Annotated in this window: 17 protein-coding genes, 1 tRNA gene and 1 pseudogene; 10 read left to right on the top strand and 9 right to left on the bottom strand. The window is 44.3% G+C overall.

Annotated features, from left to right (window positions below; all coding sequences use genetic code 11):
- Positions 1-174: 174 nt before the first annotated feature.
- The 3 genes from hldE to AB204_RS13935 form a co-directional block, all read right to left on the bottom strand.
- The gene (hldE, locus tag AB204_RS13945) at positions 175-1599 is read right to left on the bottom strand and encodes a bifunctional D-glycero-beta-D-manno-heptose-7-phosphate kinase/D-glycero-beta-D-manno-heptose 1-phosphate adenylyltransferase HldE (RefSeq protein ID WP_047963972.1); all 1425 of its coding nucleotides are present in this window, start codon (positions 1597-1599) and stop codon (positions 175-177) included.
- An 88-nt stretch (positions 1600-1687) separates the two neighbouring features.
- Positions 1688-4534 carry a bifunctional [glutamate--ammonia ligase]-adenylyl-L-tyrosine phosphorylase/[glutamate--ammonia-ligase] adenylyltransferase gene (glnE, locus tag AB204_RS13940; protein WP_047963971.1) on the bottom strand — a complete coding sequence of 949 codons (2847 nt, stop codon included), beginning with the start codon at positions 4532-4534 and terminating at the stop codon, positions 1688-1690.
- A gap of 80 nt (positions 4535-4614) precedes the next feature.
- Positions 4615-5568 (bottom strand): CYTH domain-containing protein, encoded by a 954-nt coding sequence (locus tag AB204_RS13935; protein ID WP_047963970.1) that lies wholly within the window; start codon positions 5566-5568, stop codon positions 4615-4617.
- Between the two features lie 270 nt (positions 5569-5838).
- Here AB204_RS13935 and AB204_RS13930 point away from each other — a divergent pair, with 270 nt between their 5' ends.
- Together AB204_RS13930 and AB204_RS13925 are read left to right on the top strand one after the other, a co-directional pair.
- The gene (locus AB204_RS13930; protein ID WP_047963969.1) at positions 5839-6459 is read left to right on the top strand and encodes a TIGR04211 family SH3 domain-containing protein; all 621 of its coding nucleotides are present in this window, start codon (positions 5839-5841) and stop codon (positions 6457-6459) included.
- 15 nt (positions 6460-6474) lie between these two features.
- Positions 6475-7665, top strand: a complete 1191-nt coding sequence (locus tag AB204_RS13925) for a multifunctional CCA addition/repair protein (RefSeq protein WP_047963968.1) — start codon at positions 6475-6477, stop codon at positions 7663-7665.
- Between the two features lie 84 nt (positions 7666-7749).
- On the opposite strand, the gene folB is transcribed toward AB204_RS13925, so the two are convergent.
- On the bottom strand, positions 7750-8103 hold the full coding sequence (folB, locus tag AB204_RS13920; RefSeq protein ID WP_047963967.1) for a bifunctional dihydroneopterin aldolase/7,8-dihydroneopterin epimerase: 354 nt from the start codon (positions 8101-8103) through the stop codon (positions 7750-7752).
- A 108-nt stretch (positions 8104-8211) separates the two neighbouring features.
- On the opposite strand from folB, the gene plsY reads away from it, so the two are divergent.
- Complete coding sequence (gene plsY / locus AB204_RS13915) at positions 8212-8871, top strand: glycerol-3-phosphate 1-O-acyltransferase PlsY (protein WP_047963966.1); 660 nt, start codon at positions 8212-8214, stop codon at positions 8869-8871.
- Positions 8872-8958: 87 nt separating this feature from the next.
- Here plsY and tsaD read toward each other — a convergent pair whose 3' ends face one another.
- The gene (gene tsaD, locus AB204_RS13910; RefSeq protein ID WP_047963965.1) at positions 8959-9996 is read right to left on the bottom strand and encodes a tRNA (adenosine(37)-N6)-threonylcarbamoyltransferase complex transferase subunit TsaD; all 1038 of its coding nucleotides are present in this window, start codon (positions 9994-9996) and stop codon (positions 8959-8961) included.
- A gap of 369 nt (positions 9997-10365) precedes the next feature.
- On the opposite strand from tsaD, the gene rpsU reads away from it, so the two are divergent.
- The 3 genes from rpsU (at position 10366) to rpoD (ending at position 14649) form a co-directional block, all read left to right on the top strand.
- Complete coding sequence (gene rpsU, locus AB204_RS13905; RefSeq protein WP_001144069.1) at positions 10366-10581, top strand: 30S ribosomal protein S21; 216 nt, start codon at positions 10366-10368, stop codon at positions 10579-10581.
- 114 nt (positions 10582-10695) lie between these two features.
- The gene (gene dnaG, locus AB204_RS13900; protein WP_047963964.1) at positions 10696-12444 is read left to right on the top strand and encodes a DNA primase; all 1749 of its coding nucleotides are present in this window, start codon (positions 10696-10698) and stop codon (positions 12442-12444) included.
- 354 nt (positions 12445-12798) lie between these two features.
- Positions 12799-14649, top strand: coding sequence for an RNA polymerase sigma factor RpoD (gene rpoD, locus AB204_RS13895; RefSeq protein WP_047963963.1), 1851 nt, complete (start codon positions 12799-12801; stop codon positions 14647-14649).
- 55 nt (positions 14650-14704) lie between these two features.
- Here the strand turns inward: rpoD and AB204_RS13890 are convergent, their stop codons facing one another.
- Entirely contained in the window at positions 14705-15484 is a 780-nt protein-coding gene (locus AB204_RS13890) for a GNAT family N-acetyltransferase (protein WP_047963962.1), read from the bottom strand.
- 227 nt (positions 15485-15711) lie between these two features.
- Between AB204_RS13890 and AB204_RS13885 the strand changes: the two genes are divergently transcribed.
- A tRNA-Ile gene (locus tag AB204_RS13885) sits at positions 15712-15787 on the top strand.
- A 167-nt stretch (positions 15788-15954) separates the two neighbouring features.
- Here the strand turns inward: AB204_RS13885 and AB204_RS21495 are convergent.
- Positions 15955-16752 carry a phage tail protein gene (locus AB204_RS21495; protein ID WP_072061447.1) on the bottom strand — a complete coding sequence of 266 codons (798 nt, stop codon included), beginning with the start codon at positions 16750-16752 and terminating at the stop codon, positions 15955-15957.
- A gap of 269 nt (positions 16753-17021) precedes the next feature.
- Positions 17022-17252: pseudogene (locus AB204_RS13875) on the bottom strand (terminase TerL endonuclease subunit); the annotation flags it as partial.
- On the opposite strand from AB204_RS13875, the gene AB204_RS23995 reads away from it, so the two are divergent.
- The 3 genes from AB204_RS23995 (at position 17238) to AB204_RS13865 (ending at position 18618) form a co-directional block, all read left to right on the top strand.
- Positions 17238-17408, top strand: a complete 171-nt coding sequence (locus AB204_RS23995; RefSeq protein ID WP_161796571.1) for an IS3 family transposase — start codon at positions 17238-17240, stop codon at positions 17406-17408. The pseudogene AB204_RS13875 and the gene AB204_RS23995 sit on opposite strands and share 15 nt — an antisense overlap.
- Before the next feature lie 114 nt (positions 17409-17522).
- Positions 17523-18209, top strand: coding sequence for a hypothetical protein (locus AB204_RS13870; protein ID WP_047963960.1), 687 nt, complete (start codon positions 17523-17525; stop codon positions 18207-18209).
- Positions 18202-18618 carry a hypothetical protein gene (locus AB204_RS13865; RefSeq protein WP_047964000.1) on the top strand — a complete coding sequence of 139 codons (417 nt, stop codon included), beginning with the start codon at positions 18202-18204 and terminating at the stop codon, positions 18616-18618. The genes AB204_RS13870 and AB204_RS13865 overlap by 8 nt, the downstream gene beginning before the upstream one ends.
- On the opposite strand, the gene AB204_RS13860 is transcribed toward AB204_RS13865, so the two are convergent.
- A complete protein-coding gene (locus AB204_RS13860; protein ID WP_047963959.1) occupies positions 18615-19094 on the bottom strand; it encodes an Hcp family type VI secretion system effector in 480 nt (159 codons plus the stop codon). The genes AB204_RS13865 and AB204_RS13860 overlap by 4 nt on opposite strands.
- Between the last annotated feature and the right edge of the window lie 167 nt (positions 19095-19261).

Below are 19261 nucleotides of genomic sequence, written 5' to 3'. Positions count from 1 at the left end.
CTCTATACCCAATGGATTTCAAGTTGCGTCGCGGCGGCAAGGGAACGAATCTCCGGGAGCATAGATAACTATGTGGCCGGGGTGAGTGAGTGCAGCCAACAAAGAGACAACTTGAAAGACGAAGGGTATATGCCGTTATGCTCACAAAGAAGCATAACGGACACAATACCAAACTTACTGGCGCTTAATGGTTTTGATGATATTGGTCGTGGAAATACCATCTTCGAAGTTCAATACCTTAACTTCGCCACCAGCCGCCCAAACTTCTTCGCTACCGGCGATCTCTTCTGGTTTGTAATCACCACCTTTGACCAAAATATCCGGCAGGATACCTGCAATTAAACGCTGAGGGGTATCTTCCTCAAATTCCACCACCCAATCCACGGATTCCAGTGCCGATAATACAATCATACGCTGTTCCAGTGGGTTGACCGGGCGGGTTTCCCCTTTCAGTCGCTTGGTGGAGGCATCGCTATTAACGGCAACAATCAAACGATCACCTAATTTGCGCGCATTGGACAGGTAAGAAACATGCCCGGCGTGAAGAATATCAAAACAGCCGTTAGTCATCACAATACGTTCGCCGCGCTGACGAGCCTGTGCAACAACCTCTTTCAGTTGCGCTTCGCTCATTATGCCAAACCCGGTTTCTGCCCGTCCACGCACTGCGTTTTCCAGTTCGACAGGCGAAACAGTAGAAGTTCCCAGTTTACCAACCACAACACCTGCCGCCGCATTGGCAAGGTAACAAGCTTCATTCAGCGGTTTGCCGGCAGCAAGAGCCGTTGCCAATACACCAATTACGGTATCGCCCGCACCCGTGACATCAAAAACTTCCTGTGCCTGAGTTGGCAAATGCAGAGGCGGCTGCCCGACTCGCAGCAAACTCATGCCACGCTCAGAACGCGTGATCAGCAACGCTTTCAGTTCCAGATCCTGTACCAGTTGCGTGCCTTTCTGTACCAGATCGTCATCGTCTTTACAGTGTCCTACAACCGCTTCAAATTCTGACATATTTGGCGTGAGTAATGTTGCGCCACGATAACGCTCAAAATCGCTGCCTTTTGGATCGATAAGCACAGGAACGTCGGCTTCGTTAGCAAGCTTAATCATTGCCTGAACTTGGTTCAGCGCTCCCTTTGCATAATCCGACAGAACCAACGCCCCAATATGTGGCAAAGATTGTCGAATTTTCTCCAGCATCGGCTGAGCATCAACATTCTGGAAACCTTCTTCAAAATCCAGACGAAGCAATTGCTGGTTACGTGATAAAACACGCAATTTCGTGATAGTTGGATGAGTTGGAACAGGAACAAAATCACATTGGACTTTCACACTACTGAGTTTTTCGTTCAATGCCCTTGCCGCATCATCAACACCCGTCAACCCGACCAGACGTGAATTTGCCCCCAGTGACGCAATATTCATGGCGACGTTCGCCGCGCCACCAGGACGCTCTTCAATCGTTTCCACTTTAACCACGGGAACCGGCGCTTCCGGTGAAATGCGGCTGGTAGGGCCGTACCAATAGCGATCTAACATGACATCACCAACAACTAAAACACCTGCGCGGTGAAAATCAGGGAGTGTTACTTTCATCCCATGCTCCAAATATCAAAATAAACTGTGGTGGATATTACCATAACCCGTCTGAATGCCAGTAAGATCAGCAGCAAAACCGACAATTTCAACGATTATCTGCTAGCCACTTCTGCCAGCTATCACGAACCAATGTCTGCTGCTGGCTAAAATGGTCAGATGAAATCCGGCTGGGTAGTGTTTGCAAGGCAAGGTGGTGGAGTTCATCACGCATGGTGATATAAGCCTGCGTCAATGCCATCGCTTCCTGCTCATCCATAATATTATGATTCGCCATTAATTCGAAAATGCGCACATTATCAGACCAACGGGTCAATTTGGCATTTTCCGGCGCATAACGCAGTACCTGATACTGGGCAATAAACTCAATATCGGTGATCCCGCCCGGATCAGCCTTGATATCAAATTGATCTTGTTGATGACTGCCTAAATGCCGGTGCATTTTTTCACGCATTTCACGCACTTGCTGGCGCAAAAACGCAGGGTCGCGAGGAATACATAATGTTTCACGGCGAATGCGCTCAAAGTCACTACGCATTTTCTCATCGCCAAAAACCATGCGCGCCCGAATCAACGCTTGGTGTTCCCAAGTCCACGCTTCATTTTTCTGGTAGTCATCAAAAGCCTCAAGCGTGCTGACCAACATTCCTGATTCACCGGATGGACGCAAGCGGGCATCAACGTCATATAATATTCCCGATGCCGTTCGAGTACTGAACAGGTGAATGATGCGTTGAGCAAGGCGCAAATAAAACTGACGGGCATCAATGGCGCGGGCACCGTCGGTCACTACCCCCATTGGGCAATCCAACAGGAAAACCAGATCCAAATCGGAACTATAACCCAGCTCCCAGCCCCCTAATTTGCCATAACCGATAATGGCAAACCCCAGCCCCCCTCGCTGGGATAAATGAGCAGGAGTGCCATAGCGTTTGACCATCTGGTTCCACGCCTGCTGCACAACGGCACCAATAATGGCTTCCGCCAGATAAGTCAGGTGATCACTCACTTTCATCACCGGCAAAGCACCTACAATGTCTTCTGCTGCAATCCGCAATAACTGAGCTTGCTTAAATTGACGTAAGGCTTCCAGCAATTGCTCATCATCATCTTCAGGAATACGCAGCAAATATTGATAAAGCTCATCGCGATAGGCTTCCATCGGCAACGGCTGATACAACGATTTTGGATCGAGCAATTCATCCAGCAGCAAGGGATGGCGGGTAAGCTGGCTGGCAATCATCGGGGAAGCGGCACACAGGCGAATCACGTGAATCATGACTTGCTCTGATTCCAGCATCAGTTCCAGATAAGTCGTCCGGCTGACAATACTGAGTAACAGCGGGATAATCCGCTCCAAAACGGCATTAGCATCCTCCCGCACACCAATTTTTGCCAACAAGCGTGGCATCAGTTGGTCAAGTACATCTCGTCCCCTTGGGCCGATCGTGCGTTTACTGACGTCCTGACGAAAAAGTGCGATCACATCCAGCATTTTCTGGGCTTCTGCTTCATCAAGATGAGGAACCAATGTGATGAGTTCGTCCCTGTTCAACGCTTCCTGCCATAAACTTTTAAATGGCACATGGTTAGCTTCCTCGCCATTCTCTTCGCTTTCATCGCCAATCAACAGCTGGAAAATACCTCGGACAGCATGCATTTTGCGTTCTGTTTCTGCCATCAACGCATCCCAATCCGGAAAACCCATTCCCCAAGATAAACGAGCACGATCCAATACATTATCCGGCAAGGTTTGTGTTTGCTGATCGCGAATCGATTGCAGCAGGTTTTCAAGCCGACGCAGGAACAAATAACTTTCTTCGAGCTGCCTTACCTGTTCCGGTGGCAGTAAAGCCAGGTTTTCGATGGCCTTCAATGTTGGCAATAATGAGCGGGATTGCAGACTCGGTTCCCTTCCGCCGCGAATAAGCTGAAAAACCTGAGTGATAAATTCGATTTCCCGAATCCCGCCCGCGCCTAATTTAATATTGTCTTTTAATCCACGACGGCGAACTTCCCGCTCAATCATGCCCTTCATATTCCGCAAGGACTGGATCACGCTAAAATCGATATAGCGACGGAAGACAAAAGGACGCAACATCTGGCGCAATTCCTGTGAATAAGCCTGCTCGTCATGCCCTAAAATACGCGCTTTCACCAACGCGTAACGTTCCCAGTCACGCCCTTGTTCCTGATAATAGTCTTCCAGAGCAGGGAAACTGAATACCAAAGGCCCACTGTCACCAAACGGACGCAGCCTCATGTCCACACGATAAACAAATCCATCTACGGTTTGTTGATCCAACACCTTAATTAATTTCTGTCCCAAGCGAGTAAAAAACTGGGAGTTATCCATTTCACGGCGCCCGCCTTGGGTGACGCCATTTGCCGGATAAGCAAAAATGAGGTCAATGTCAGAGGAAAAATTGAGTTCTCCGCCGCCCAATTTACCCATTCCCAGAATTAACAACGGTTGTGCCACGCCATCACTATTGGTCGGCGTTCCCCAATCCTGACAGCAACGCAGGTAAAGCCAATCACGAGCGGCGACAATCAGGGTTTCAGCCAGCATACTTAACTGCTGTAAAGTCTGTTCTGTCGTGCTGCTTTGTAAAGCCTGTGACCATGCAATCCTGACCAACATTCGATGACGGAACAGGCGCAAAACCCGCATCAATCCATTTTCATCATTTGCCGTAGACAATGCGTGTTCTAACCAATCGGAATAACATTGCCACTCATCCGATTGCGGCGGATTCTGGCGGATATCCTCCAGCCATGCGGGGTGAGAAAGTAAATTTTCTGCCGCAAAATCACTTAATGACAGGACAGCCTGTTCATGAAGTGAAAAAGGCGCGACAGTCCCCTCTAATGGCTGGAAATTCGCGATGACACGCTGTAATTGCTGAGCTAAAGGTGATGAAAATGGCAACATGACTGGGTTTCCCTTGATTACCGTTTATTACCGCTTATTACTATAAAAATGCTAATCATTAATGGTAATAAGCGCTGAACTTATCGAGACTGAGCCATCAAACATTGGGTTAACGCCAGCTTACATTGCAGCCATGCAGCGCTGTAACACAACATTTCTGCTTCTGCATCGGCAGCAGATAAACTCTGCCTTAATTCGGAGAGTAAATCAGGCAATCGCTCCAGTGCTGGTAAATATCCGGCCTGCTTTTCAGTTAGCTGTATCACCAAATGTACAACCCGAATCAATCCCGTTTTACCTTCGTTCAATCCCGCCAACCATCCTTCTTCCTGTTCCTGCCATTGCGTCAAAATTTCAGAAAGAAGCACAGACAATGGCTGCTGCCATTCCAATTCATCAGGGACACACGATAACGCCTTATGCGACAAACCATGAGCAAGTGCATATCCCCGTGCTGCTTTGCTTTTATTCGCCAAACGCAGCCCATCCTGTGATGCCAGTTTCTCTGCCAGTGACAGAATATCGGTGACATTGCCGTTTATTAGCTCCAACTCAAACTCACAAATGGGTGACGCCTGATTTCCAGAAAAAATGCTCCCTTGATCCAACACCACTTCAATTTCACTTTGCCCATAAGTCACAAGCCATTTTTCACGAGTGAAATCGGTATTGAATAATACGGTCAATTCAGCTTGCAGATGTGCAAGATCAGTATGTTCAGGCCAGATATGCGGGGGAAACTGTGCTAAATCCAGCTCAGGATGATGCAGAGGTACATTGAATTCGGGACGCTGGTGCAACCCACCAATCACTTTACCTGCGGTTTTGATTGTCATCTCATAGTGCCCGTCAAAACCACGGATGCGCAATCCCATATCCCAGCGCCGTAACTTATTATCCGGCGTCTCAAAATAAATATTTGTCAGATGCTTTGGTGAAGTGTGTTGATGAGGAAGCTGAAATAACTGCTGGCGGACTGCTGATATCGCATCAGATTTTACAGACAGTTTCAACTCTATTTCTACAGAACTCATATTTTTTTATTCCTCAATTCATATAACAGAATTTTTTATATACTGTTCACACTTGCGTTAACAAAAGAGAAAAATAAACCATAATAGGGTGTTATCTCAACAATCATCATGCTCACCTTGTTAAAAACCCCCTAACAAGGTCTGTATTCGGTCAGTTGAGAGAGGATTGATTCTGGTTTACTGATTGCACACACAAACTTAACTCTTTACTATCATTTAAGTAGTTTGAATCACGATTGGTCCATACACAAAGAGACAGTTGAATACAGAATGAAAAAACTACATCGATTATTTATCTTATTATTGGGCTTCACGCTGCCATTATCCGTACATGCTGAAGAAACACATTATGTTTCTGATGAATTATCAGCCTACATTCGTAGCGGCCCAAGCATTCAAAACCGTATCATTGGCTCACTGAATTCCGGTGAGGAAGTCATCCTGCTCAGCTCAAAATCAGAAAATGGTTTCTTTCAGGTAAAAGACCGCAAAGGACGTACAAGCTGGATCCTCGCAAGTGAACTCAGTGACATTCCAAGCCTGCGTGAACGCCTGCCGGCTATGGAGCAAAAAATCAAAACGCTGACCGAGAATTTGGCAAATATTGATGATACGTGGAATAAACGTACCGCAGAGTTACAAAACAAGGTAGCGACCAGTGATAAGGCCATCAATGACCTGAAAAAAGAAAATGCCCAGCTCCAGAGTAAATTAACAATCGCTGAGAAAAAAGTAGAAATGGCTAATTTACAACTGGATGATAAACAACGAGAAATTATCTTACAGTGGTTTACCTATGGCGGTGGTGTGGCCGGAGTCGGCCTGATTTTTGGGTTGGTATTGCCGCATATTATTCCACGTCGCAAAAAGAAAGATCGCTGGATGAGCTGATTTAAGGAAGCAAGAGTGAAAGTCTATTTGGTTGGCGGCGCAGTTCGCGATCAATTATTGGGGCTGCCCGTTACCGAAAGGGATTGGGTTGTCGTTGGCGGGAATCCAGAGACACTTCTATCAGAAGGATATCAACAGGTTGGGAAAGATTTCCCCGTCTTCCTGCACCCTAAAACCCATGAAGAGTATGCTCTGGCACGTACAGAAAGAAAATCTGGTCAGGGGTATACCGGTTTTACCTGTTATGCCGCTCCCGATGTGACACTGGAAGAAGATCTGCTGCGCCGCGATTTAACGATTAACGCCATGGCCCAAACACCTGAAGGCGAATTGTTCGATCCTTATCATGGTGCCGATGATCTCAAAAATCGCACTTTACGGCATGTTTCCGCCGCGTTTTCAGAAGATCCCTTGCGTGTGCTGCGCTTGGCCCGTTTTGCCGCCCGCTTTGCCCATTTAGGCTTTTCAATTGCACCGGAAACCCAATCACTAATTGCAGAGATGGTCGCAAGCGGTGAGTTGTCATCATTGACCGCTGAACGGGTTTGGCGGGAAACTGAAAAAGCACTCGCCTCACAGTCACCGCAGGTCTATTTTCAAGTGTTACGCGATTGCGGCGCATTGGCTGTTCTTTTTCCTGAGATTGATAACTTGTTTGGCATTCCTCTGCCATTACGGGACGAAATACAGGAAAAAACGCCTCTCAGACTTGATGCCGGGTTCCATTCACTGCAAGTTTTGCGTATGTCTACCCAATTGAGCGACGAGGCAGATATTCGTTTCGCTTCATTATGCAGCCATATCGGTGCTATGTCAGTGAAGCAAATGTGCGAACGGCTGCGTATCCCAAACTCAGTACGCGATTTAGCCACAATTGTGGCGCAATATCACAGTTGGGTACATACCGCAGAGCAATTATCTCCCGAAACCCTGCTGACCTTGTTTAATGCTGTAGATGCCTGGCGTAAACCACAGCGAATCGAACAATTAATTATCTGTAGTGAAGCAGATAACCATGGCTATACCGATTCGGAAGCTGCGCCCTATCCACAAGGTAATTATCTACGCAAAGTGTTTACCATTGCCAGCCAAGTCAGCGTCCAAGAAGTGATTGCCCGTGGATTTCAGGGCGCGGAGATTCGCACAGAATTAGAACGTCAGAGACGCATTGCCATTGAAAACTGGAAACAGCATTCAATGGATTAATTGCTGATAATAAATAAAAAAGCGTCCCAATTTAATGAATTATTGGGACGCTTTTTTAATATGATCGGCTAAATAACCAGCCAATTAACCTGCACTCCGCTCAATAACCACGCCGACACTTTTTGCCTGTGCAACCGCTCCCGGTTTACTGACTTTGACCCTTACCCAAGGTGAATGAAATTGAGTCAATAAAATATCAGCCACTTCTTCCGCCACCCGCTCGACCAAAGCAAAACGTTGGTTTTCCACATGGCTAATCACGGCTTGGCTCACCTTCGCATAATCCAGACAGTGCTCAACATTATCACTGGAAGAGGCTCGTTTGTTATCCCATCCCATTTCGATATCGAACACTAATTTTTGCTTAATTGTTTGTTCCCAGTCATAAACACCAATCGTGGTAGTCACTGTTAATTCTTCAATAAATACGATATCCATCACGCCCTTTTCCCCGTTTTTCGGTTCGCCAGATACCACTTCCGACGAAATATGCGTATTATCCACTGTTAGACTTAAGAAAACGACTCTTATCATTGGAGATATCTTATGAGTGCAATCGCGCTTGGCATGATCATCTTCGCGTACTTATGTGGCTCTATATCCAGCGCGATATTAATCTGCCGTTTGGCAAGGCTTCCAGATCCTCGTCAGCATGGTTCAGGCAATCCCGGGGCAACGAATGTACTGCGCATCGGCGGTAAATGGGCCGCATTAGCAGTGTTGATTTGTGACGTCCTCAAAGGAATGGTTCCGGTTTGGCTGGCGTACAAACTGAATATTCCCCCGTTTTATTTAGGTGTTATCGCCATTGCCGCCTGTCTGGGACATATTTATCCCATTTTCTTCCATTTCAAAGGGGGAAAAGGCGTTGCAACCGCTTTCGGGGCTATTGCCGCCATTGGTTGGGATCTCATGGGGTTAATCGCCGGCACATGGCTGCTGACAGTGCTGTTAAGTGGCTACTCTTCATTAGGTGCCATCATCAGTGCATTAATCGCCCCTTTCTATGTTTGGTGGTTCAAACCTGAGCTCACCTTTCCCGTCGCAATGCTGTCATGTCTGGTGCTGGTTCGTCACCATGATAATATCCAGCGCCTGTGGCGAGGGCAGGAAAGTCGCATCTGGCAGAAGTTGAAAAAGAAAAAAGAAATGACTGATAAAGAGAAAATTCAAGCTGCCAAACAGCAGGAGCAACAAGACGATTGAAGCGGATAGCCTCAACAAAGGCAATAAGACATTTAAAAGGCTGAGCGCCAAATGACGTTCAGCCCATATCAAACCGCGTGTTTTTTATCATTTTTGCAGAGCAGGAAGATCCGCCAATGGCCAGCGTGCTTTCACCGTAACACCCAATTCACCCGCAGTTCCGCCTTGCAGACGGATCATGCCAGCCAGTGCGATCATTGCGCCATTATCAGTACAGAATTCAGGACGGGCATAGAAAACTTCTCCCCCCAATTTTCCCATTAATTCCTGCATTTTGGTACGCAAAGTCCGGTTTGCACTCACCCCGCCCGCCATCACCAGACATTTAAATCCCGTCTGTTCCAGTGCTCGTTTGCATTTAATCGCCAGCGTATCTACAACCGCATCTTCAAATGCGCGGGCAATATCCGCTTTGGTTTGCTCATCCTCAACCGCATCATGGCCGTGAATATTATTGCGGATTGTATTGGCAGCGAATGTTTTCAGGCCGGAGAAGCTAAAATCCAATCCCGGACGATCCGTCATTGGACGCGGGAAGACAAAACGCCCTGCTTTGCCGTGTTGCGCCATACGGGAAAGTACGGGACCGCCCGGATAATCCAATCCGAGCAATTTTGCGGTCTTATCGAAGGCTTCACCGGCTGCATCATCAATGGATTCCCCCAACAGTTTGTACTCACCAATACCCGTGACACTAATAAGCTGGGTATGACCGCCAGAAACCAACAAGGCGACAAAAGGAAATTCCGGGCTATTTTCTTCCAGCATCGGTGCCAATAAATGGCCTTCCATATGATGCACCGGAATAGCAGGTACATCCCACGCAAACGCCAATGAACGACCAATGGTTGCCCCAACCAGCAACGCACCAACCAAACCCGGCCCGGCAGTGTAAGCAACGGCATCAATATCTTTATTTGTCAGGCCCGCTTCCTGCAAAGCCGCCTGAATCAAGGGAACCGTTTTACGAATGTGGTCACGGGACGCCAATTCAGGCACAACACCGCCATAATCAGCATGTAGCTTGACCTGACTGTACAATTGATTCGCTAGCAGACCGACTTTGTCATCATAAATTGCGATTCCGGTTTCATCGCAGGACGTTTCTATACCTAAAACTCGCATTGTACTATTCGTCTCTTTGTTTTGTTCGTCTCGTTGTTTTATTCGTCTCGTCACTATACATTCGTATTCCTCTGAACGGGCGCCAGTGTAACATTATCTATGAACCATTACATGCTGGCTATTTTTCCTGTTTAGTCTATAATCAGTACCCTACTTGAATACCCTGTGTGGTTAATGTTAATAACGCCAACGTCAGACTGCTTGTTTTATAAATAAAAAAGCATCCTGTAACCCGTAGCGTTATAGGTTTCAATTTTCCTCGGCACTTTACAAAGCCGTGTTCATTGAAGTAAAATTCCGCACCATTTTAGAGACGGCTGGCACTATCACGCCAGCGACAAACCCGATTTCCATTGAGGTGAGAGGCACATGCCAGTAATTAAAGTACGTGAAAACGAGCCATTTGACGTAGCACTGCGTCGCTTTAAGCGTTCTTGCGAGAAAGCAGGCGTATTAGCAGAAGTTCGTCGTCGTGAATTCTATGAAAAACCAACGACCGAGCGCAAACGCGCTAAAGCTTCTGCTGTTAAGCGTCATGCTAAGAAGCTGGCTCGTGAAAACGCACGCCGCACTCGTTTGTACTAATCCTTGCGGTCAATCCGCTTAGTGGTTGTATTAACAAACTACTGCAGTTAAAGGCCGTGCTTTCCAACAGGAAGCGCGGCTTATTCTCGTTCATCAACAGGCGTAAAAGGGCTTATGGCTGGACGAATTCCACGCGCATTTATCAATGACTTATTAGCAAGAACCGATATCATTGATTTGATCGATGTAAGAGTGCCTCTCAAAAAGAAAGGCAAAAACCATCAGGCGTGCTGTCCTTTTCATAACGAAAAAACTCCTTCATTCACCGTTAATGGCGATAAACAGTTTTACCATTGCTTCGGTTGTGGTGCTCATGGCAATGCTATCGATTTTTTGATGAATTATGACAGATTAGACTTTGTCGAATCCATCGAAGAACTGGCGGCAATGCACGGGCTGGAAGTTCCCTATGAAGCAGGCTCCGGCGGTGGTCATATTGAACGCCACCAAAGGCAAAATCTTTACCAACTGATGGATAAGCTCAACGGCTTCTATCAGCATTCACTGACAATTCCCGGCGCTCAGTCAGCCCGGCAATATCTGGCTCAACGTGGGCTCAGTGAAGAGATCATCCAGCGCTTTGCCATCGGCTTTGCGCCGGCTGGGTGGGACAACGTGCTAAAACGCTTTGCCCATAATGGGGAAGATCGCAAACAACTCAACGACGCAGGAATGCTGGTCACTAACGACAATGGCCGCACTTACGATCGTTTCCGCGAACGTGTGATGTTCCCAATTCGCGATCGTCGTGGTCGTGTAATTGCATTCGGTGGCCGAGTTCTGGGAGATGCACTTCCCAAGTATCTGAACTCACCGGAAACAGAAATATTTCATAAAGGCCGCCAATTATATGGTCTTTATGAAGCGCAGCAGAGCCACAATACGCTTTCAAAGCTATTGGTGGTTGAAGGTTATATGGATGTTGTTGCGTTAGCCCAATTTGGCATTGACTATGCCGTGGCTTCGTTGGGAACATCTACGACAGCCGAACACATTCAGCTACTTTTCCGCACAACGGATAATGTCATCTGTTGTTACGACGGTGACCGTGCAGGCCGTGATGCTGCCTGGCGGGCACTGGAAACAGCGTTACCCTATCTGAATGATGGTCGACAATTACGTTTTATGTTCTTGCCTGATGGCGAAGATCCAGATTCACTGGTTCGCAAGGAAGGACGAGCGACGTTCGAACAAAGAATGCAGAAAGCATTAACCTTATCTGAATTCTTGTTTGAATCGCTATTGCCACAGGTAGATTTGAGTACCCCAGAAGGTGCGACCAAACTCAGTTCACTTGCTATGCCGCTGATTAGTCAAATTCCTGGGGAAGCACTGCGGCTCTACTTGCTCCAAGAAATTGGAAAACTGCTTGGCATACCTGATACAACACAATTGGAACGATCTTTGGCAAAACTTGTCAAAAAAGATACCAATACATATCAGGCGCTAAAACTGAAACCAACAACAATGCGTATTCTTATCGCATTGCTGGTGCAGAATCCGCATTTAGCGACATTAGTTCCTTCATTACAGGGAATGTTTTCTGCTCAGGTAGCGGGGTTACCGTTATTTATAGAGCTTGTCGACACGTGCCTTGCCCAACCGGGTTTAACGACCGGGCAACTTTTAGAGCAGTATCGCGATAATAAGTATGCAACACAGCTTGAAAAACTCGCTGCATGGAACGATATACAAATAGAAGAAATTGCTGAGAAAACTTTCAGCGATGCGCTGAACCATCTTTTCGCGTCAGCCCTTGATGAACGTTTTAACTTTCTGATGGCCAAAGAGAGGACAGAAGGACTGACACCAGAAGAACGGGAAGAAGTCCGCTTAATTACGGAATCTGGTGCGAGGAAATAAGAATCTGTCTCAACAAGCTATATTTGTATGAAGACTATATTACTTGGCTTACTTACTCAATACGTTTAGGTCCGTAACATCACTGGGTGAAAATATATCTTTGAAAAACATAATTTTTTGAAAATATATTTTTTTAAAGAAATATAGCTTGATGAAACAGGTTCTATACCAAGTGTAAAATCACTCTGATACAGAATTCACGGCTTAACTGCCGCATTAGGTAGGGAGACAGCCCTACGATTGCCGCTATTGAGGGCAGCGGCAATACAATGAAACCGCCCCCAAATGTTATTGTTGGCATATTTGTTTCGCCGACCGACACCAACCAATACTCTGAAGTGTGGATACCGTCTTATGGAGCAAAACCCGCAGTCACAGCTAAAGCTACTTGTCACCCGAGGTAAGGAGCAAGGCTATCTGACCTATGCTGAGGTCAATGACCATCTGCCGGAAGATATCGTCGATTCTGATCAGATAGAAGATATCATCCAAATGATCAATGACATGGGCATCCAGGTAATGGAAGAAGCACCTGATGCTGATGATCTCATGTTGGCAGAAAACACAAACGACACCGATGAAGACGCGGCAGAAGCGGCTGCGCAAGTGTTATCCAGTGTCGAGTCAGAAATCGGTCGTACCACCGATCCTGTTCGCATGTACATGCGTGAAATGGGTACGGTGGAGTTACTGACTCGCGAAGGTGAGATTGACATTGCAAAGCGCATTGAAGATGGCATCAACCAAGTGCAGTGCTCCGTTGCCGAATACCCTGAAGCGATTACTTATCTGCTGGAGCAGTATGATCGCGTTGAAGCCGGCGAAAGCCGTCTGTCTGATTTAATCACGGGTTTCGTCGATCCTAATGCAGAAGAAGATCTCGCACCAACAGCGACTCACGTTGGCTCAGAACTTCCTCAGGAAGAGCTTGACGACGACGAAGAGGATGACGATGAAGAGCGCGAGGATGATACTGACAGCGACGATGATAACAGCATTGATCCAGAACTGGCGCGCCAGAAGTTTCTGGAACTGCGTGAACAATATGAACTGACCCGTCAGTCAATCAAGAAGCACGGGCGCAGTCATCCAAGTACCGCAGCAGAAATATTGACCTTATCTGAGGTATTCAAACAGTTCCGTCTGGTACCGAAACAGTTTGATTATCTGGTCAACAACATGCGTTCCATGATGGATCGTGTTCGTCTTCAAGAACGTCAAATCATGAAGATGTGTGTTGAACAGTGCAAAATGCCGAAGAAAAACTTCATCACGCTATTCTCTGGCAATGAAACGACTGACACATGGTTCACCGCTGCAAAAGCAATGAACAAACCATGGTCTGATAAGTTGCTGGAAGTTGAAGAAGAAATCATGCGTAGCCTGCAAAAGTTACGCCAAATCGAAGAAGAAACCGGCCTGACCATTGAGCAGGTCAAAGATATCAACCGTCGTATGTCCATCGGTGAAGCGAAAGCCCGCCGTGCGAAAAAAGAGATGGTTGAAGCTAACTTGCGTCTGGTTATTTCGATTGCGAAGAAATATACCAACCGCGGTCTGCAATTCCTCGATTTGATTCAGGAAGGTAATATCGGCCTGATGAAAGCGGTTGATAAATTTGAATACCGTCGTGGTTACAAATTCTCAACTTACGCCACATGGTGGATACGTCAGGCAATCACGCGTTCTATCGCTGATCAGGCGCGTACCATCCGTATCCCGGTACATATGATTGAGACCATCAACAAACTCAATCGTATTTCCCGCCAGATGTTGCAGGAAATGGGACGTGAGCCTTCACCAGAAGAGCTGGCAGAACGTATGTTGATGCCTGAAGACAAGATCCGCAAGGTACTGAAAATTGCCAAAGAGCCAATCTCCATGGAAACACCTGTAGGTGATGATGAAGATTCACATCTGGGCGATTTCATTGAGGATACGACCCTCGAACTGCCGCTGGATTCTGCAACTTCCGAAAGCCTGCGTTCTGCAACTCACGATGTGCTGGCTGGCCTGACTGCACGTGAAGCGAAAGTTCTGCGTATGCGTTTTGGTATTGATATGAACACTGACCATACACTGGAAGAAGTGGGTAAACAATTTGATGTAACCCGCGAACGTATTCGTCAGATCGAAGCCAAGGCATTGCGCAAACTGCGCCATCCAAGCCGTTCTGAAGTACTGCGCAGCTTCCTTGATGACTAATCAACGAATTTGCTGATCAATCTGAAAAGCGTCTGTTCCGGCAGACGCTTTTTTATTATTCACGGATAAATCCCTGATACTCAAATAATGGCTTAAATCCAACGCGCCGATACAACCCATTACCCTCACGAGAAGCCTCTAAATAACACTCAGTCACGCCTTGCTGTTTGGCTTCGTGCAATACATGATTAATCAAGACAGAAGCATATCTCCTGCCCTGCATTTCCACCACTGTACCGATATCATCAAAACGAGCAATATTGCCTTGTCTTGATAAGGTTAAAGCGCATACGGGTTGCCCTTCAACATATAACGCATAATGTTGTAGATCTTTTCCTGCCTCCAATGCCGCCTGATGGCATTTTCGATATTGCCCAGAAGTAGGGCCTTCTGTCTCAAATGCGCTTTCTACCGGAGTTGCCCAATCATCCAGGCAATGGTCAACACGCCTGATTTCATACTCCATCGCTGATGCATCACTCATCTGCCAACCTGTCAAATCAAGCTGCATGGCTGTAGTGATACTATCAGGATCGGGGACAAATCCTGCCTGCTGGATAACCACCAGAATTTGACTATCTGGATCGACGGCAGCAATCATGAAAGGCACGCTAAGGTGTTCATCCAGCAGCCGAATAGCCGTTTTAAGCTCTTCTGCGATTTTGACAGAGCGCCCTGTTACCAGTAGCAAATTTAACGCTGGGGTTTCAACGCCTGTCACATAAGCTCGGACATCTTCGCTGATATGTTGATACATCTGGCTGATAGATGAGAAAAAGTGATCTTCTATTTGAAGATAAGCTAGGATAGCCGCAGATAAAGGATGTTTTTTCATATTAATTTACAAAGGTATTTTTCGTTGGCTAAAGTCTAAACAAAGAACAGAAAACAATCAGAAAGACTTATTAAAAAAGCAATCAACATCACTAAGAATGATTTTAGACCACTCCCAGTGACTGTAAACATGTTAAAAAATACTAATTATTGTATATAAAATACGCATATGAATTTTGGGGACTAGACCTAATACCAAAGTGTGCCGTATAATCGTCTCACTTCAACGGCCCCTTAGCTCAGTGGTTAGAGCAGGCGACTCATAATCGCTTGGTCGCTGGTTCAAGTCCAGCAGGGGCCACCAGAATTATCAAGGGGTTGCATCAAAAGTGCGACCCCTTAGTTTTTTCTAGGATACCTTCTGGCAGTAGCGTGAGGTATAACCGATTAACACCGCTACGGTAATGAACCGTTGTCGTATTTCTCCCTGTGATATTTATCACATTCCCTGAACATTATTAACACTCAGGATTAAGCGGCTCTCACTATATAATTGAATGCCACGTTACGTGGACGTGCTGAAGTATAAGCCCACCAATCATAAAGTTTTGAATCTCCCTTATTCCAAAGTATCCATTTCTTACCTTTAATATTCTTCCATTGGGTATCCGTCATAGGATCACCAAACGCATATTTAGGTTCACCAATAGAACTTATATCTCCTGTATCGTTGTCATCGAAACCAGAAACGATCGTTCCCTCTTGGTGCGTTAATATTTCCCTGTTTGGATCTGCACCACGCCCATTATCCAATCCGCGAATGAATTCCGCTCTTAAATCAGGTAACACACCAGATGGATAGGCAAGAGCAAGTTTAGGATATTTTGCTCTATCAAATGAATCACCGTTACATATAAGCCATCCTTCTGGTGCTGTTTCTGTCGGCCAAGGAACGGGAACACCGACAGGCAAGACCGATCCTTCTGCCAGCCCAAGGTTCTTAACAAACTCTTCTTTGTTAGGTATATCAGCTCCGTTCTGGTCTTTCGCCAGACGGGTATCGGCATTCTCATTTGCTTTGTTTGCTAAGTCGTATGCTGTCTTAACTGCTTTTGGTGTTGCTGCATTAGTTTCACTATCACTACTAACATCATTACTCAGAGTAACAAATCCTTTATCTTGCAGTGTTGCATCCGGATGATTACGACTTTTAGCATGATCTTCGACCGCTTTTCTAATCGAATTTTTGACATACTCCGGTGTTGTAACAACAACAAGGCCATCATCTTCGAAAGCTTTTGACTCAGGCTTTTTATCTTGAATGCTCATATTTATTCCCTCATGTATTAACAACGTAGATTGCTAATTAAGCCAAAGAGGTTTATTAAAAAATCTTTGGCAATATGAGGCGGTGGGATACTTCTCCGCCTGTGAACATCAATAAAATTGGTTCAGCAATACTGGAGAGTACGGCTTGATTTAATTCAACGGATAAATTGCATGTTTTGATTGCAGAATGACATAAAATAACAGATGCTTAATTAATAAAATTTGTCAATTAACTGATTATTAATAACTCCCACCAAGTAATAAATAAATTAAATTCCATCAAAGTTAGCTAGTCGCTGCTGCTCATCACTGAGACTAAACGCAAAATCTTCATACTCTACTTGCCATGTACCAAAACTCATCAGGAACGCGATTGCAGGATCAATCTTGTTGGCTGATTTCTTCTTGTTTGGTTTGATATTGGCGTTTGCGTCTGTTTCCATCACCACATTAGACATCGCCCAAGCGAGCACCGGATCGCCATTGTGACAGATTACCTGCATTATTATAATTTAACCCGGTTACACACGGCCAATAGTTATTTAACGCCGGTGGAATATGAAATGGCCTTCGAAAAAGTGAGATTGAGATTTACTAATCTACTATGTAATTATAGTATCATATTCTATAGAAGCCTATTGTTTAGTGTAAGGTAAAAAAACGGTAACCTTTTGCTAAAAGGCTTCTATTAGGCAGTCGGTTAATTATTTTATATACTATTATGTGATCTAAAGTTTTATAGTGTATTTAACTAAATTACAGGAGCTTTCATGAGTAGTAGAAGTGATGTAATCGAAGGAAGGTTAGTTTATACCGAAAAATTAGGATGGGTAGATACTGGGCATTCAAAAGGTAATGATGCCAGAATATTAATGACTGCTATAAATTCAGGTGATGATACTAAAGAATCATACTTTACCATTAAGTACACACAATACATGGGGCTTGGATTAAAATATGGCACATCTAAAATAACAAGATGGAGAGTAAGGAGAGGATTATCTTTACATGATAAAAAAAGAGTTGCTCTTACTATTATGATGTATACAACTCATCTATTTGAAGCACATCAAGATTCCTTTCCTTTTAATTGGTATACAGATAGTGGATACAGTGGTGAGGATTTAGTTTCAAATCTGCTTGGTTTTTATCAAGCGATAAATGAAATTGATTATTTACCTCAGCTTCAACCTATAAGTAAAAAAGATGCACTAAAGAGATGGGATTACTATGGTCCCATAGGAAAGTATAAAAATAAAATGTTTAAGCCTTTGTTGTTCCCTGATCCGGAAAAATACCCAAATAATGCTAGGCCATATTATTCTTCTTTGCCTACGTTTCTTAATACTATATCACCCATAACTGATATAGATAGAAGTCATTTGATAATACATATTAATGATATAACTGGGTATAACATACATGCAGTAAGAGATGTGGGGATTGAACTTGAATAAATTTTTGAAAATTGCATTTATCGCCCTGTTTTTTTTAGGGCTGATTTTTACCATTCCTATTTTCTTTGTAGATAATCATTTTTCATATACAAAAAGTGACTTTATTAAATATAATTTATTTACCTTTGATGAGGTCAAAAAAATGCCAATTATTTCAAATGATTATGTTATCTATTATGATTCTCCAGATGGTGTAAAACCAATGACTAATTCAGTTTTATTTTCGAATGTAAATCCAAATCGTAAAATAAAATTAATAAACTATATTGAAAAATTAGGTTATATAAAAGACATAAACGCATATTGGAATACAGATGGAAGTGAATCTTGGAGTAAAGGAGATTTTTTTATACAGATAAAACAAAATGATACTGACCGTACCATTTTGTTTTTAGTTGAGAAGAATTAAAATACATTCTCTTCTCTTATACTGTAACCTGATGTGCCAGCGATGTGATGTATCCAAGTTATGCTATCATATGAAATTGTTATACTTTCATATGGTTGCATATCATTATGGCTTAGTGAATTAGGGTAGTGGCTGGAGATGTTTTTTATAGTGGCATTCGTTAATTTAATAGAGTAAAATTTTTCTAATCCCCCGGCTGAGCTATTCCTATATATATCAAGCAGGCAATCTAAATGCTCATTATTTGATATTGAAACACCTAATAATGGAGATGATTTATCGATTGGTTTTGTTATTACCATAGGGTGGTGATTTACATTTTGCTCTCTATTGATATCGTGATCTATAGAATAAATTAATATTTTATCTTTATTTTCTTCTTGGTATTTATTGCCTATTGAATCATAAGTTGAGCAACCTGCCGATATCAGCCCTTGCTTTTTACCATTTAAAGTCATATAAATAATATTAGCCATTTCCTTTCCTTTTTCTTGCTATTTTACCGTCATAAAATATATAACTATTTGTCTTCCTGTCAATAGCCACATTAATAACTTACTATAAAACAAAATAACAATAATAAAAAATATAATATAGAAATCAAAAATATTATCACTCAATGATACTAATATATATTACATTG

Source organism: Xenorhabdus khoisanae (genome assembly GCF_001037465.1).
GTDB lineage: Bacteria > Pseudomonadota > Gammaproteobacteria > Enterobacterales > Enterobacteriaceae > Xenorhabdus > Xenorhabdus khoisanae.
Note: the sequence above shows the minus strand (reverse complement) of the source record. Positions and strands in the feature narration are given on the sequence as shown.

Coding starts and splice junctions, on each gene's coding strand:
- hldE (WP_047963972.1), bottom strand. CDS start 1,599: ATGAAAGTAACACTCCCTGATTTTCACCGCGCAGGTGTTTTAGTTGTT.
- glnE (WP_047963971.1), bottom strand. CDS start 4,534: ATGTTGCCATTTTCATCACCTTTAGCTCAGCAATTACAGCGTGTCATC.
- AB204_RS13935 (WP_047963970.1), bottom strand. CDS start 5,568: ATGAGTTCTGTAGAAATAGAGTTGAAACTGTCTGTAAAATCTGATGCG.
- AB204_RS13930 (WP_047963969.1), top strand. CDS start 5,839: ATGAAAAAACTACATCGATTATTTATCTTATTATTGGGCTTCACGCTG.
- folB (WP_047963967.1), bottom strand. CDS start 8,103: ATGGATATCGTATTTATTGAAGAATTAACAGTGACTACCACGATTGGT.
- plsY (WP_047963966.1), top strand. CDS start 8,212: ATGAGTGCAATCGCGCTTGGCATGATCATCTTCGCGTACTTATGTGGC.
- tsaD (WP_047963965.1), bottom strand. CDS start 9,996: ATGCGAGTTTTAGGTATAGAAACGTCCTGCGATGAAACCGGAATCGCA.
- rpsU (WP_001144069.1), top strand. CDS start 10,366: ATGCCAGTAATTAAAGTACGTGAAAACGAGCCATTTGACGTAGCACTG.
- dnaG (WP_047963964.1), top strand. CDS start 10,696: ATGGCTGGACGAATTCCACGCGCATTTATCAATGACTTATTAGCAAGA.
- rpoD (WP_047963963.1), top strand. CDS start 12,799: ATGGAGCAAAACCCGCAGTCACAGCTAAAGCTACTTGTCACCCGAGGT.
- AB204_RS13890 (WP_047963962.1), bottom strand. CDS start 15,484: ATGAAAAAACATCCTTTATCTGCGGCTATCCTAGCTTATCTTCAAATA.
- AB204_RS21495 (WP_072061447.1), bottom strand. CDS start 16,752: ATGAGCATTCAAGATAAAAAGCCTGAGTCAAAAGCTTTCGAAGATGAT.
- AB204_RS13870 (WP_047963960.1), top strand. CDS start 17,523: ATGAGTAGTAGAAGTGATGTAATCGAAGGAAGGTTAGTTTATACCGAA.
- AB204_RS13860 (WP_047963959.1), bottom strand. CDS start 19,094: ATGGCTAATATTATTTATATGACTTTAAATGGTAAAAAGCAAGGGCTG.